At 46.8% G+C, this 15,893-nt stretch carries 9 protein-coding genes; 2 read left to right on the top strand and 7 right to left on the bottom strand.

Going from position 1 to position 15,893, the window contains the following annotated elements; translation table 11 throughout:
* A partial coding sequence (locus ABIO93_RS07510) for a two-component regulator propeller domain-containing protein (RefSeq protein ID WP_348066097.1) occupies nt 1–3,748 on the bottom strand: 3,748 nt, incomplete at its 3' end.
* Between the two features lie 286 nt (nt 3,749–4,034).
* Here ABIO93_RS07510 and ABIO93_RS07505 point away from each other — a divergent pair.
* Nucleotides 4,035–4,988, top strand: a complete 954-nt coding sequence (locus ABIO93_RS07505) for a proline dehydrogenase family protein (RefSeq protein WP_348066095.1) — start codon at nt 4,035–4,037, stop codon at nt 4,986–4,988.
* A 309-nt stretch (nt 4,989–5,297) separates the two neighbouring features.
* Here the strand turns inward: ABIO93_RS07505 and ABIO93_RS07500 are convergent, their stop codons facing one another.
* Nucleotides 5,298–6,650, bottom strand: coding sequence for a hypothetical protein (locus ABIO93_RS07500; RefSeq protein ID WP_348066093.1), 1,353 nt, complete (start codon nt 6,648–6,650; stop codon nt 5,298–5,300).
* A 24-nt stretch (nt 6,651–6,674) separates the two neighbouring features.
* Entirely contained in the window at nt 6,675–7,505 is an 831-nt protein-coding gene (locus ABIO93_RS07495) for a hypothetical protein (RefSeq protein ID WP_348066091.1), read from the bottom strand.
* Between the two features lie 509 nt (nt 7,506–8,014).
* On the opposite strand from ABIO93_RS07495, the gene ABIO93_RS07490 reads away from it, so the two are divergent.
* The gene (locus tag ABIO93_RS07490; protein ID WP_348066089.1) at nt 8,015–10,186 is read left to right on the top strand and encodes a T9SS type A sorting domain-containing protein; all 2,172 of its coding nucleotides are present in this window, start codon (nt 8,015–8,017) and stop codon (nt 10,184–10,186) included.
* A 54-nt stretch (nt 10,187–10,240) separates the two neighbouring features.
* Here ABIO93_RS07490 and ABIO93_RS07485 read toward each other — a convergent pair whose 3' ends face one another.
* From ABIO93_RS07485 to ABIO93_RS07470, 4 genes are all read right to left on the bottom strand, one after another.
* Entirely contained in the window at nt 10,241–11,725 is a 1,485-nt protein-coding gene (locus tag ABIO93_RS07485; protein ID WP_348066087.1) for an alpha-amylase, read from the bottom strand.
* 64 nt (nt 11,726–11,789) lie between these two features.
* Nucleotides 11,790–13,547 carry an ABC transporter ATP-binding protein gene (locus ABIO93_RS07480; RefSeq protein WP_348066085.1) on the bottom strand — a complete coding sequence of 586 codons (1,758 nt, stop codon included), beginning with the start codon at nt 13,545–13,547 and terminating at the stop codon, nt 11,790–11,792.
* The gene (locus ABIO93_RS07475) at nt 13,531–15,276 is read right to left on the bottom strand and encodes an ABC transporter ATP-binding protein (RefSeq protein ID WP_348066083.1); all 1,746 of its coding nucleotides are present in this window, start codon (nt 15,274–15,276) and stop codon (nt 13,531–13,533) included. Before ABIO93_RS07475 ends, ABIO93_RS07480 begins: the two co-directional genes overlap by 17 nt.
* Before the next feature lie 111 nt (nt 15,277–15,387).
* Nucleotides 15,388–15,816, bottom strand: coding sequence for a hypothetical protein (locus ABIO93_RS07470; RefSeq protein ID WP_348066081.1), 429 nt, complete (start codon nt 15,814–15,816; stop codon nt 15,388–15,390).
* Nucleotides 15,817–15,893 lie beyond the last annotated feature (77 nt).

Raw genomic sequence — 15,893 nt, 5'->3', positions numbered from 1 at the left:
CATGGATGCTTTGCCGCAGATGCGATCTCTTCACCGGCTTGGTCAGAATGCCCGTGAAAAATTCATGAGACTTTGTCCTGACCTCATCGCCAGCCGAAATCATCAGAATAACAGACTCTGAACCCATTTCTTTTTTAAGTGACCGGGCAAGCGATAAACCATCTTCATCCGGCAGGTGCATTTCGGCAATGACCAGGTCAATACCTTTGTGACGTGCCAGTATGTCGCGTGCCGCATTAGCCGAGGACGCGAGAACAGGGTTCAATTTCCATTGCAACAGATACTTTTTTAATATTTCAAGATTCGCCTGGTTATCATCGACGATCAAAATGGATTTGCCTTCGAGCGCAGACATTTCGCTGGCTTCCATGGCATTTTCTGCTAACCGATCGCTGAATTTGGTAGTAATGTGAAAATGAAATGCAGATCCCTGGCCGTAATTGCTGGTCACACTGACCCCCCCGTTCATTAACCTGATCAGACGCTCACAGATGACCAGGCCGAGCCCGGTACCTCCATACCTGCGATTGATAGAGGAATCCACCTGAGAAAACGCCTGAAACAAACTGGACAAATTATCCTCGCGTATACCGATACCCGTGTCTTCTACCACGAAACCAATGCCCATTTCTCCGTGAGACGCGTCCGTATGCTTAAACACTTGCACATACACCTGACCTTCCGCCGTAAATTTAAGCGCGTTATTGATCAGATTCATCAGCACCTGCTTTACCCTCAGACTATCTCCGATCAGAAATTCCGGCAGATCAGGATCAATAAAATAAACCAGATCGATATCCTTTTTTGCTGCCTGCAATGCAAAAACGTCCATGGTTTCCTCAATCGTGAGCCGCAATTCATATTCACGTTCTTCCAGATCAATTTTGCCAGATTCAATTTTCGAGAAATCAAGGATATCATTGATTACGCTCACCAGCGTTTCGCCACAAGCCGCTATGGTTTTGGTATACTCCTCCTGCTCCGGCGTCAGCTCTGTTTCCGACAGCAAGGCTGTCATTCCGATGACTCCGTTCATTGGCGTACGGATTTCGTGGCTCATCGTAGCCAGAAAAATGCTTTTGGCCTGATTGGCCCGTTCGGCTTCTTCCCGGGCCAGCTGCTCCTGCTCGTGTTGGTCAAGCAACTCCTCCGCCTGCACCCTCAATTCTTCGGATTGTGACTGTAATTCTTCATTCAACGAATGCAAGTGTTCCGACTGGGCATGCAATTCTTCTGACTGTTTTTGAACCACGGTGGTGCGTTCCTCCACCAGTTTTTCCAGTTCCGCTTTTTGGGTAACGATGGCACGAATGCGCTGTTTGTAAATCAGGTAGACCAATAAAGCGATGGAAAACACAGCCAGTATTCTAAACCACCAAGTAGCCCAAAACGGCGGGTTAATGATGATCGTGAGCGTGTTAGGACTTACTACCCATTCGCCCGATAAATTTTGTGACTTTACTTTGAAAAAATATTCACCGGGCGGCAGGTTGGTGTACACTGCCGTGTTTTCTTTGCCCTGGTAATTCCAATCCTCGTCAAATCCTTCCAGAAAGTAAGCGTAGTTCTTTTGAGATGATATGAAATCCAGTGCTGAGTAGTCGATAGAGATAAAAGATTGGTTATAGGGCAGCGTGATGGACTTTATTTCTGACATGTCATAAGGCAATGATGCCACCGCCACTCCGGTTTTTGTCTTGGTCTCTTCCTTGTTGAGCACCCTGAAATTGGTAATGACAATCGGGTAGCTGGATGTGTCCGCATGGATCAGGGCCGGATTAAATTTGTTGAAACCATTGACTCCGCCAAAATATAAATTTCCATCACGATCCTTGAAGGCCGATTTTTGCTTGAACTCTTTTCCTTGCAGACCATAGCCAACGGAGTAATTCTGAAATTTTTCCAGTCTGGGGTTGAACATCGAAAGTCCTTCGGCAGTACCGATCCAAAGCATTCCCCGGTTGTCTTCCACAATGGCCTCGTTCACATTGCTGATCAGCCCCTGCTCGGTCGTATATTTCTTAAAATCACCCGTTTTGGGATTGAAACGGATCAGGCCTTTAGTGGTACAAATCCATAATGTTCCTGCCCTATCTTCGACCAAGCTATTGATGGCGGCGGACTGATGGCCTGTTTCGGAAAACCGGTATACCGTAAACTGGTCCGTTGCCCGGTCAAACCGGTTCAGCTCTCCCGCTCCGGTTCCAAGCCAGAGGTCCCCTTTACGATCCGTTAAAAAGCAATTGACTGTATTGTCAGAAAGGCTCCTGGGATCGCCCGGCACATTGATGTAATGCTTAAAAACCTTTGTATCAGTATCATAGGCATCTATTCCTTCGCCATAGGTACTTAGCCAAATCTTCCTGTCGGGTGTTTTGGCGATGGCGTACACATTGTCACATTGCAGCGTATTGGCTGCATCACGTTTGTGTTTGATGACGGCGAATTGCCCGGTTTCGGGATCAAACACATTCACGCCTTCGCCCCACGTCCCTACCCACAGTTTCTGATCGTCGTCGCTTAAGATGGCCAAAACGTAATCCCCAGAAATACCTTTGCCGCCCCTTTGCTGCCGGTAAGCCGTAAACTTGGCCGTCTGCGGATTAAAAACATTCAGCCCCCCACCATCCGTACCGATCCACAGGTTTCTCTCTGCATCCTGGAAAAAACACAATACCGCATTATTTGAGAGGCTGGTCGGGGAAGAGCTGTGCTGATAATGCTCAAACCCGTCGCCATTTTTATAAATACTGATACCACTGCTGTATATCCCCAGCCACAAGTTTTCCTCCCGGTCCTTGAAAATACAATCCACCGAGTTGCCGCCAATGCTGCTGGCATCAATTTCATCATAGATATGATTGGTAAATGTCCATTTTTCGGTATCCAGAATGTTGAGACCGCCATTCTCGGTTCCCACCCAAATGTTGCCACGGCTCTCATTAATGCTCGTTACACTGTTGTGAGATAAAGTTGTAGGGTCCTTCGGGTCGTTACGGAAGTACCGAAATGTTCCGCCGTATTTTTGGTACAAAGCCAGCCCGCCTCCGTAGGTACCAATCCACATCCTGCGCTTACTATCCTCATAAATATACCGCACATCCAATGTAGACGGGGACGCGTCCTGCTTATTTGACTGATTTAGCCTCGTGAATGAGCCTGATTTCCGGTCGAGCAGGTCGAGTCCCAGGGAAGTACCTACCCATATATTGTTTTCCTGATCACAAAATACTGTGTTCACATTATCGTTACCGAGGCTCTTTCCATTTTTCGGGTCAAACTTATAGTGAACGACCGCTATTCTTTTTTCCGGATCAAACAGGTCGAGTCCACCGGTAGTGCCTACCCACAATTTACCATCCCGATCAAAAACAATCCTGTTAATGTAGTTTCCGGCAATGCTTTTGATGCTTTTTTCATCATGCATGTAGGCGTGAAATGTTCCCTTGTTACTGTCGAACACATTCAACCCTCCTCCGCTGGTACCGATCCAGATGTGTCCCGATTTGTCCTCGGCAATGCTGGTAATGATGTCGTTGCTTAGGCTGCCGGGGTCTTTTTCGTTATTTTTATATACCCTGAATTCATGGCCGTCGTACCGGTTGAGTCCTCCATTGGTCCCGATCCAGATGAAACCTTTTTTATCCTGAAAAATGCAATTCACATTATTTTGCAGCAGGCCGTTTTCAGCAGAGAGACGTTTAAAATGAATGGGGTCGTTTTGCGAAGCTGCCGTTAGAAAACTCAATTGCAGCATTACAATATACAAAAAGCAGTAAAAATTCAGCCTCATATGTCTTTCGGTGGCGTAAAACTACTTGGTAAATTTACACATAAGTAATATACAATTAATTGTAAAATAATTCTAAATAACTGCTTCTTAGTTATTTCAAAAATTGAAACCCATTTTACCCATCCATCGCACTCTCAGCAAATCCGGTTCCACGTCAACGCCGTTCACGAACTCCCTGCATTGATACTGTCACTTACGAACTCAAAAGGCCATCTTTGTAAGCCACATTTAACTTACCACATTGGAAAAATTGCTAAGCATCGGTACAAACGCGCTGAAAAAGGCCGCATTGAATGAAGAAGCGAAGGAATACATTTTACATAATCCTATCCTTTTTAATACGCTGAAGCGCGCCGCTGACCGGTACATCGGCGGGGAAACATTGGAAGAGGCTGCCGCAAAGGTCATGCAGCAAAATCAGAATGGCTTTAAATGTTCCCTGGAATTTATGGGAGAAAGCACCAGGACCGAGCGGGAAGCCATGAGTGCGACGGACGAGTTCATACGCATTTGCCGGAAAATACATTCAGAGGGGCTACATTCTACTGTTTCGCTGGATTTGTCACACATCGGGCTTGCCATTTCGAAAGACCTTTGCCTGCATCACCTGAACCTCATTTGTAGCGCAGCTGCCGCGGCGGAGATTGAGGTGATCGTGAGTGCAGAAGGTGCTGAGCGTACCGACGCCATTCTGGACAGTTATTTTGAAATCTCTAAAACGCACCGCCATGTTGCCATCACTTTGCAGGCCTATTTGCACCGGACGAAAGATGATTTTCAGGAGGTAATCAAACGAGACGGACGGGTCAGGATCGTGAAGGGTGCATTTGACACGCCCGAGGGACTTTCGTTGCCGAGAGGCGAGCAGCTTGATGAGGTATATCTGAATTTTGTGGACCAGCTGCTATCCCGCAAGCACAAATGCGCCATTGCCACCCATCACGGGGCATTACAGCAAAAAGCCAAAAAGCTAGTCGATCACTACAACCCGGAACCTGATCGCTATGAATTCGAAAGTCTTTACGGAATCCAGACGCAGCAACTCATTGATTTAAAAGCGGAAGGATATGCGACGAAGCTCTATTTTGTGTACGGAAAAGAGTGGTACCTTTACTTATGCAACCGGATCGCTGAATATCCATTGAATATTTTCACGGCACTGGACGACATTGTCGGGACGCAGGTGACGAATTGAAATTTCAGAATGCGCGCAAAACACAAAAAAGGTTAAGGGAAAATTCCCCTAACCTTTCCACATAACCTCCAAATGATTAATAAACCCGACGTTAATGCTTGTGGTTGTTACATTTCAAAAGATTTTCCATGATGCTAATAGTTACTTTTTCTGATATGGCATTTTCACAGCTTGACCTAAAATTCGTGCGATGGTCGCCTTTTTGTTAAGGCATTGCAAACATAGCGGGTCCCACCGCCAGCTTCCAATTTCAGAGGGTATATAAAAAGTAAACATCAGAGAACATGTAGTATACATCAGGTATACAACTCACTTTAAAGCATAAGTGAGGCCAAATCTGGACGAAAAATTGGATTTAAGATAAGGGCTTCCCATCTCCCAGCCCTTGGTTTTTCCGACAATTGAAACGGAAAGTGAAACATTTCCTGCGATGCGGTATCGGCCATCCACCTGAAAAGAACCGCCTGCCAGTTTTTTGTCATGATAGAAACCCGTGGGCTGATCCCAAAAATGGGCTACCAGATCTGTTTCAAGCCGTTTTGAAAGTTTTTGATGGTACAATCCCAGATCCAGGCCGTAACCCTCAGATTTGAAATTACTAAACCGGTGCAGGCCGAGCAAGAAATCCGTGTTACGATACTGCACCGGCAGCATCAGCGCCACATTGTTACCAAAATGCGTCGGGGCATACTGCATGAAAAAATTGAATGATGTGTGCTTTCCAAGCGGAATGCGGTTGACGAAGAAAATGGCCGGGTTCACGAAGTTCAGCAACGAAAGCTTCTTTTGTTTCAGCAAATATTGCTGCGCGTCCTCCGAAAGATCCGAATAACCGACCCGCCGATTCACGCCCTCACCATTAGGAAACTTGTCCCTGTCGGTGTATGGCTTTTCCGGGCTGAACATATCATATGCCCAGGCTGTAAGGTCCGCCCCGGCAAAATCGCGCTCCTTCGGGTCCGGGTTCTCATTTTTCGCCGCCCACACTTTCACGGAGTCTGTTTCGGGACTGGCTGAAAATTTGAAGTAATCCCAAACATACCAGGCATTGTACAGGATCAGCGCATTTTTGGCCAATGTTCTTTTTTTATAAAAATCCTGAACAGAAATTTTGCGATTAAGTAGCACTTCCGACTGTACACCAGCTACATACGAGTAAAGTAACTGGCTGGGATCTTTGCTTTTCAATGCACTCAAATCCTCGTCACTGACGCCATAGGCGGTTCCGTCCCAGCGGTGCGGAAACCAGTTGCCATTTTTGGAATCAATGTGATTGACGCCCAGTACCGCCCTGTGAAACTCTTCGTGCGCCCATACGCCAAGCGGAATTGGTAGCTCGCTGCCGTACTTGGCAAAACCCAGGCTGACCAGATACTTAAACCCGCCATTTAATATCTTTCTTCCGCGTGTGTATTCCTTCGTTTTGGGTTTAAAAAGCGAGTTGCCCAGCTTGTCGATCCCCAAATAGCTCAGTTCGTAAAGGTCAGCTGAAAATTCCATTGCCTGGTTCATCGAAGGATAACGATATGGCAGGTGCTTGTTTTGAGGCAGGTCCACGAAGGGCAACGCGAGGCGCAGCTGGTAGCGCGCCGAATCCTGAGAAATCGCATATCCGGTTGATAACCAAAAGGCAATGAGTAAATTTAAAATCCTGTTTTTCATGGCATTCATTGTTATTGTTAAAAATCACTTTTTTTGATATTCGCTGTAGTGGTAGTCAAGCGTGGTTTTTGTCCGGGCCCCAGCGCTGGAAAGTTCCTGAACCTTTCTAATGGGGTATCCCTGGCTGTTATAAGTGTAGCTATTATGCTGAACGGAGACAATGGACTGTGTTTTCATATCCCTGACGGTAATCTTCCCAGCATTGTTTAGCCGCATAGATTTACCTCCTACGAATGGATAATTGATAAAGCCAGGGTCCGGATTTAGCTTCGTATCGTACTCCTCATACCGGACTTCCAGCCATTCGGCAAATTTTTCACCAACAGCTCTGCTGATAGACGATTTCACCAGCATGACATTGCTATTCTGATCGTATTCGTACCGGTTTTTGATAAAATAGTCTTTTGTGGAACTGTCTGCGTCGTGCACCTGATCCAGCACTTCCAGTAACCTGCCTTCGTTACTAAACAGGTAAAAATGACTGACCGAGAGCCGGTTCCGATGATCGTGCTCCTCAGTTTTGTCCAAAATATTTCCCCGGTAAAAAAACAGTATTGCATTGGATCCATTATCCGTGATTTTGCTTACCCGGCTGAGGGAATCATACTCGATAACAGCATTGGCATCGCTTGTCGAGTTTGGATAAACCCAATGAGACGTGAAGCGGACTATCAAGCCCTGGGCATTGTAAGCGTAAGCCTGGGCGCTTTCAGTTCCGGAAGTTATCTTTTCAATGCGGAGTTTTTGCGGCTCCGGTTTTACAACAATGGGCTCTTCTTTCTCATGGCTGCACGACCAGCCGAGCAAACCAATGGCCAGGCCGCATAGTACGGCGGCGTTAATTTTGTATTTCAAGATCGGTTTGAATTAGTCGTTTGAAAAAATCTTAAAGAGTAACAGAAACGATAACGCTCAACTATAAACGTTTTTCTAGGTCAAGAGCACACCGACGGCACTGACCAGAAAACGGGAATCAAATTTTCATCATTGCTAACAGATCATTTTAAGACCTCCTTATGAAAGCCTTCACAAATTTGAAATACCCGTCATGAACCCGCAAACACGAGCCAGCCCGACTGTGATATTACTTAGGTTAAACTCGATTTTTGACCTGTGAACTGTTTTGTCCAAAACAAAAAATAAACGCTCAAAACCTGCACTGAAATGCTGTTTTAGTACCTCCCCGGGAAATTTTTGTGCTTTTTAATGCTCGTACACCTATTGTATACGCCATATCACCGGTCGTCGACTTTTTGTGTACGGCGGTTTTTTGCTGCTGCTTTTTATCCCTGCTACGTTTGCATTGCCTTCGGGAACGAGTCCTGCAGGCAGCATCATTCAGTCCATTATATTATCTATTTGTCATGAAAAAATTAATTACAAAAACGTTCTCCCAATTTTCCTTTAATGCCCTACTCACACTTTTATTAACCTTCTTAACATTCACTGCCAGTGGTCAGAACACCTGGGAATTCCAGCGAATCGGACCGTCGCAATATGTTTATGATGTGGCCTATGGAGCAGGTAAGTACGTTCAGGTAGGGACCGGGGGCCTGATCCGTACCTCCATCGACCGCAATAACTGGGAAAGCCAGCCAACCGGCTTGGATGGGGACTCTTGGCTCCGCTCTATTATTTATGCAAATGGCAGGTTTGTGACCGTTGGGAACGAGGGTACCATCCTGACATCGCCGGATGGGTTGTCCTGGACCAAGCGTAATTCCAGTACTACTCAGTCACTCCAAAGTGTAGCCTATGGTGGTGGCGTATTTGTTGCCGTAGGTGAATATGGAACAGTCGTTACTTCTGCTGATGGCTTTAACTGGACTACCCAGTCTTCGGGTACTAATGAACACCTCCATGACGTGGCCTATGGCAACGCCCTTTTTGTCATCGTAGGCAGTAACGGGGAGATACGCACTTCCGGGAATAGTGGGACAAACTGGACAAAAAGAGCATCCGGAACGACCAACACATTGCGATCAGTTGCAGCTGGCAAATGGACCAATTTTGCAGCAGTAGGCGACAAGGGCACTATCGTTTATTCCAGCAACAGTATAAACTGGGCACCGAAATCCGGCCCCGCTGGTTCTGGAGACGTTTTGTGGACGGGTGTAGCTTGTAACCCGTCGACGGGCAGTTTTGTCGCTGTCAATGACAAAGATAAAGTACTCAGATCCTTCGATGGTAACTGGTGGGGCAATCCTATGGCCAATTCTGGTGCTAAACTCGCGGTATTCGGTGTCAGTTTTTTACAAAACCATTTCATTGCCACTGGAGCGAATATGTCGCTCCGCGCCTCCACTGACGAAGGGAAGACGTGGTACTCTCCAACTCACAATTTCTCAACTGTGATTTTAAATGGAGCTGCATTTGGAAATGGTCGTTTTGTCGCCGTCGGTAGCGAAACACTTGAATATGGTTCAGGAATGAGCAACCTGATCATCAATTCAGCAGACGGGGTCAACTATAAGGTTTCGCAAACAATTCACCTGTCCGGTGGCGCCAGGTCTTTCAATGATGTCGTTTTTGGAAAAGGCATGTTCGTTGCAGTGGGTGCCGATGCTTTCATTCAAACTTCTCTGGACGGGATCAACTGGAGTTATAGCCAGATTATTTTTGGGAAAACGCTTACAGGTGTTGCTTTTGGAAACGGACGGTTTGTTGCAGTTGGGTACGATGGCCTCATCCTTTGGTCCCTGGACGGAAAGGCCTGGTATAAAGCCAATTCGGCAGGAACTGTCTCCTACAATAAGGTTCGTTTCGTGAACAACCAGTTTGTTCTGGTCGGTCGGGAGGGTGTTTTGGCCACTTCCACAATGGGAGCGAACTGGGAATTCAAAGCCACTGGCACCAAGAATAACCTAACCAGCATAGCTTATGGAGGAGGTAGGTCGATAGCAGTAGGCGCGTACAATACGATTGTTACATCATTGAACGGTTATGGCTGGAAGTCTCAGCAATTTTCGCCGTCAGATGTTCATTTTTCAGATATATGCTACGCAAACGGGCAATTTGTCCTGGTCACAAGTGGCGGTAAATTTTATACTTCCACGAGTACCAACTTCTGGGCCATAGTCCCCAACTATTATACCAACACGTATCTGAAAGCCATCACACATGGCAATGGTCAGTTTCTCGCGGTGGGTAACGCAGGTACTATCGTGACGTCTCCCGATGCAGAAGCGCCTTTCCTTTCCGATCCACCGAAGGCAATGCAATGTTACAATTGCCGCACTTCCGAAGCAGAGGGTACACCCGACGCAGATTCTGAAAGTAAGGCTGATTTCAATGTTACCACTTATCCAAACCCGGTCGATGACCAGTTTTCAGTCCATGTGGAAGGTGCTATCGGTGAAAAGGTACGGTTGATTTTAATGGACGTTTCGGGACGTACCATTCTCGACAAGCTGGTAGCTCCCGGAGCCGGCGACTACCAGGAATCCATTCCGATGACACAAAAACAGACCGGTATGTATCTTCTGCGTGTGAGCACACCTACACAAACGCAGACCGTAAAGATTATGAAACGATAATCATGATAGCGTTTTTGAAACAGCAGGCTTCGCGAGGAGCCTGCTGTTTTTGCTTTAAGATATCACCCACACACTTACGGAACGGCCTTTCACCCGAAACTCTCCATTTCCGTCTTCACCAATTATAACTGGTTCTCTCATGAATTGTAGCTGATCGATGAACGTCTTCCCAGCGTGTTGCACGCCTACATGCATAACCTTAGACGCCTCCTCGTGGTTGGAGACCAGAACGGCGCACCCGGAATTTCCATGCGCTTCGTCGCCCTCCCTCGTCCAGCCAATGCAGTTGACATCGTCGAAATAATCATGCTGAGGACCGTAGGCTAGGTGTTTTCTGGTGTGCAAAAGCGCTTCCAGGTTATCACATTTCTCCAAACTAATTTCATGTTCCTGCTCATCTGGTCCTACATCCCGGTATTTGGATCCGTACATATCCGTGTAAAAAATGCATGGATAGCCTGCTTCTCTCAAAAGGATAATAGCATAGGCAATCGCACGGAACCAGGGTTCGACGGTTTGTTCCAAAGATTGCAATGGCTGCGTATCGTGATTTTCCACCAGCGTCACTGCCAGCTCGGGCATGGTTTGAACCAATGTTCCGTCCAGTATGGTACGCATGTCATAATGCTCATTTTCTTTGGACGCCCTGAAAAAGTTGGCTTGTAAAGGCGCATCGAACAACGACATTCTGTGCTCGGTAGCTTCAATGTAAGCCAGCATGGAACCCAGGTCATACGGTGCCCAGTATTCGCCTACCGTGTAAAATTCCTTTTGATATTTCCCGCGAAGATGATCCAGCCATTCATTAAAAAACGCCGGATCCATGTGTTTGATGGCATCCAGGCGGAAACCGTCACAGTTTACAGTCTCGACAAACCATTCGCCCCAGTTTTTCAATTCCTGCCGCACGAACGGATTGCGGAACTCAATGTCCGAAAGCATCAGGTAATCATAGTTACCGTTTTCCAGGTCCAGCACGTCCTGCCAGCCCTCACCATATTCATTTTGAATGCTGAAAATCGAGTTTTGCTCACTTGTTGCATTAAAATCCACACCCGAAAAACAATGGTAGTCCCATTCAAACTGCGAATATTTGCCAGCCCGGCCGGGAAACGTAAACTTCGTGTAGGCTTCTATTTCAAAAGTATCGCTGACAAACTCGTTCCTGTTTTCAGGCGTAACTTCTTTGACGGGCACTGTTTCCTTTTCATCCGCTCCGCCCATGTGGTTCAGAACAATGTCACAATAAACTTGCATACCGGCCTCTTTTCCCGCCGAAATTGCCTCGATGAGCTCTTCTTTCGTCCCGTACTTGGTTCTGACTGAACCTTTTTGATCAAACTCCCCCAGATCGTACAAGTCGTAGGAATCGTAACCCGCCGAATCCGCACCCTGCATTCCTTTGTGCGCAGGAGGCAGCCATACCGAATCGATACCCATGTTTTTTAGGCGGGCGGCCTCATTTTTAAAATGTCGCCAAAGGCTTCCGTCCGCTGGGTAGTACCATTCAAAGAACTGAAGCATTGTAAAATTTTCCATAATAAGTCAAAAGCTGCTGATGTATTTGATACAGCATTGACTTACCAAAATAACCATACCTGTTCTAGCTGCTCCGCTTATCTTTCAGCAACATATGCATAGCATCGTCCAGTGAACCTGCGCGGTTGACTTCGCCGGAATTGACGAAAAAGATCTCGTCCGCATTCTCGATCGTATTCAGCCGGTGGGCGATAATGACCTGGGTCGTGGACTCGGGAAGTTGCTTCAAGATGTTACCCAGCAGCTTTTCGGTAACCGTGTCAATGTTGGCGGTGGCTTCATCCAGGATCAGTACCTCGGGGCTGCGCAGTACCGCGCGCATGAATGCGATCAGCTGTTTTTGCCCCAAACTAATGCTGTCCCCCGACGAAGTAACTTTCGTTTCAAGCCCATCCTCAAACAATGCCAGTATCTCACCCAAATTCGCTCCCTGAATGACCTGTTCCAGTTTTTCATTGGAATAACTGTTCAACTGATCATTGCCATAAAGGATATTTTCACGGATCGTTCCGCTAAACAGAAACGGTTCCTGCAAAATGAAGCCGATCTTTTGGCTGCGTTCCTCCGCGCTATAACTGCGGATATCCTTACCGTCCAGCAGAACAGTACCTTCTTTGGGATCGTAAAGACGGGCAATGAGTGATGCAGTAGTCGTTTTTCCGCCGCCGGTCGGCCCTACCAATGCGTAGGTTTTGCCGCGTTCCAGCTTGAAACTCACATGGTGCAAAATCTCCTTGGTATCATATCCAAAATTTACATTCCTGAATTCCAGCAAAGAAGCAACAGGCTCCGCCTGTACCTCAGGTATGGCAACCAGATTTGTTTCCAAAGAAAGAATGTGAGAAATGCGGTCCCAGCCCGCCATAGCCACTTGAAAGCTCGTCCACAATGCCGCCAGCTGTCTCAACGGATTATAAAAGTTGACCGCATACGCAATATAACTCACCAATAACCCAATGCTGAACTCGCCGGTACTGATCAGATAAATGCCATAAGTAAGTACGATCAGCTGCGCAATGTTGGAAAAGAGCGTGTACACCGGCATAAAGATGTTATTGGCAAGCCCCGCCCGGATGGCCGTCTGATAGTTATCAAGGTTCGCGGCCTGAAAACGTTTCCTGAAATAATCTCGCCGGTTGAACGCGATTACCACTTTGAAGTTGCTCAGGCTCTCCTGAATTTCGGCGCTCAACCCGCCTGTGCTTTTCAGGTTTTTCGCATTGGCGCTTTTGATCCAGGGCGACAATATCATTGTAAAAATTAATATCAACACCGCAGGCGATAATGCAGCGGCACCCAGCTTGAAATTGATCGCCAGCAGGAAAATACCCGCCCCCAGCATGGTGAAGATACTCCCTACAAAATTCATCAGCGACTGTGAAAAGAACTGGTTCAGCTTGTCGGTATCATTATTGACCCGCGATATGAGGTCACCTGCTTTGTTTTGATTAAAAAATGCGACGGGCAGCTGTTGTAATTTGTTAAAAATAGCATTGCGCAATGTGAACAAAAGCCGCTGCCCCACCCCGCCCATCAGCTTGGTTTGCTGATAAGACGTGACCAGTCCGATCAGGTACATACCCAGTAATATGGCCCCAAACACCAGCAAACCATGAAACTGTTTCGTCACCACATATTTGTCGATCGCGTGCCCGATCAGGAACGGGCCGAACAAATTGACGGATGTGTTAAGTATGATCGCTACAAATGCCAGCGACAGGTTACCACGCTCGTGGGCGATCAGTTTCAGCAGTTTCCCCAGCGCCTTGTAGGTAGACGTTTTCTGTTCCTCCTCCGAAAGCTTGTTAAGATCGTAATTCATAGTTGCTGGTACTTTGTTGTGAATTAAAAATCTGGACATACTCGGGACTCGTGGCCAGCAGGTGCTCATGCGTTCCATTTCCGATCACTTCTCCTTCCATCAGCACGATGATCTGGTCGTAATGCTCAATCGCCGCGATTTTTTGGGTAACTGAAATCAATGTAATGCCCGGATAATTGTGCTCTACATTGGCCAGGATCTTCTTTTCAGTGTTATTGTCCACCCGGGCTGTGAAATCATCGAGTAATAACACTTTCGGATTCACCGCCAGCGCCCGGGCCAGCATAATGCGCTGCTTTTGTCCGCCCGACAGGCTTGAACCTCGTTCCGAAACAATCGTATCCAGTTTCTCCGGTAAACTTTCAATAAAATCTGCGAGTTCTGCCGTAACAATAGCTTTTTGCAGCGCTTCGTTGGTAACGGTTGTACTGAAAGCAATGTTCTCCCGAATGCTCATATTGAAGACAATACTATCCTGAAAAACAAAACCGACCTGCTGATGAAACGACTCACTATCGTAATCGTCAATGGGTTTCCCGTCAAACTCCACAATGCCTTCTTGCGGGGCGATCAACCCGGTAAGCAGGTATAGTAGTTGTGTCTTTCCGGCAGCAGTCGGGCCGATCACCGCAATTTTGGAACCCGCTTTAACTGACATGGAAACGTCTTTCAGGGCAGGTTTTTCACCATACCGCAGCCACACGTTTTTCAGATCGATATCTCCTTTTAAAATTTCCTTAGTGCTGCCTTTCTCTTCCGGGTCCGGCGCATTCAAAATCACTGAGATCCGCTGGAATGAGGCCGTCGACTGCGCGATCACATTGCTCATAAATCCAATGATCATAATCGGAAAAATCAGCATCATCAGGTAACTGTTGAACGCGGCAAAACTACCGAGCGTCATCGACCCGTCTATCACGAAATGCCCGCCCAGTACCAAAATGGTCAGCCCGGACAAATTGGCCGTGAAAGTAATAACCGGGATCAGCGCCGCAAACAGGCCCAAAATAGCTAGCCCAAAGTCCTTTGCTTTGGTATTGGCTTCCAGAAATTTAGCATATTCCGCGCTCTGGGAGTTAACCACCCGGATCAATGCAGAGCCAAGAATGCTCTCGTTGATGATTTTATTGAGCCAGTCGATCACCTCCCGGCTTTGTACAAAAAGTGCACGCACTTTACGGAGTGTCAGGAAAAAAGTACCACCAATGATCGGGATGATCGCGATCACTGTCAATGCCAGTTTCCAATTGATACTCAATAAGAGAATGCTGGCCCCGATAATGATAAATAATGAAGATACGATCGACACGATCGCCTGGGAAACAAAAAGTTTGATAGAATCCGTATCAGCTGTCAGGTTAGTCAGGAGTTTGGATGGGTTCGCTTTTTCGATAAAAGCATGACTTTGCCGCGAAATCTTGTCCGATAACCTGGTGCGCAGGTCCCTCGCCACTTTTTCCGAAGCATATACCTGAATAATACTCTGAAGATACCCAAACACGAATATCAAAACCACCGCGACCGAAAACTGAATCAATGTGGTTTTCAGATCGAAGCGCTGGTGAGTATAGTCGTCTATCCCGTCGGCGATGATCCTGGGCAGCCAAAGGTTGATGCCATTGCTCAGCAATGCAAAGAGCAACAATAACACAATCAAGCCTTTATATGGAACCAGCAAGCTAAATATTCCAGGTTGTCCCGCTGCCCCGGGCTTGGCTTTTTCAGACATATAGGGGTTTAGTTAAATCCAACCGTAAATATAATGAGTTTGACTAGTAGCGATCAAAGAATCTGCTAATCTATCACGGTCGAATTTAACCTTACCCGATTTATTTGAATGCTAGCGCGTTTTTGCAAATTTCAGAATTTTGCTGTCCCGCACGCCCTGCTCGTTAACGATCGTAATGTCAGCATCCAGCGTCTGCTTGGCTACAAGCGTCGCCTGGCCATATATCATGCGGCCCGTTTCCGTTCCTTTGTACTTGTTATTGAATCGTAATGTAAACTCCGAATCGACCAGAACAGAATCCACTGACAGGCTTTCAACCTGATCCGCTTTCCCAGCCTGAGTGAAATCAGTTTTGACGGTAATGTTGATCTTTATTTTATCCTTGTATTTGTCCTGCCAGATTTCCCAGGTCGTATGAACCGACTCACTGGGTGACTGCTGTTCGCAAATGTATTTTCCAACAAATTTACTCGCGATGTCCGGGTTAGGATCCGAGCAACCCCAGAGCATTGTCAGTAAAAAAATGAAGCTACGTTTCATGGCTATTTTTCGAAAAGTAAATGATTGAACCCCGATACAATTTTGCTTGTACCACCTGGGTTTTACATCTACAATGA

The organism is Dyadobacter sp. (genome assembly GCF_039919315.1).
Lineage (GTDB): Bacteria > Bacteroidota > Bacteroidia > Cytophagales > Spirosomataceae > Dyadobacter.
Note: the sequence above shows the minus strand (reverse complement) of the source record. Positions and strands in the feature narration are given on the sequence as shown.

Bases quoted from the DNA above. Each gene is read 5' to 3' on its own strand.
- ABIO93_RS07500 (WP_348066093.1), bottom strand. From the start codon at position 6,650: ATGAAAAACAGGATTTTAAATTTACTCATTGCCTTTTGGTTATCAACC.
- ABIO93_RS07490 (WP_348066089.1), top strand. From the start codon at position 8,015: ATGAAAAAATTAATTACAAAAACGTTCTCCCAATTTTCCTTTAATGCC.
- ABIO93_RS07485 (WP_348066087.1), bottom strand. From the start codon at position 11,725: ATGGAAAATTTTACAATGCTTCAGTTCTTTGAATGGTACTACCCAGCG.
- ABIO93_RS07480 (WP_348066085.1), bottom strand. From the start codon at position 13,547: ATGAATTACGATCTTAACAAGCTTTCGGAGGAGGAACAGAAAACGTCT.
- ABIO93_RS07475 (WP_348066083.1), bottom strand. From the start codon at position 15,276: ATGTCTGAAAAAGCCAAGCCCGGGGCAGCGGGACAACCTGGAATATTT.
- ABIO93_RS07470 (WP_348066081.1), bottom strand. From the start codon at position 15,816: ATGAAACGTAGCTTCATTTTTTTACTGACAATGCTCTGGGGTTGCTCG.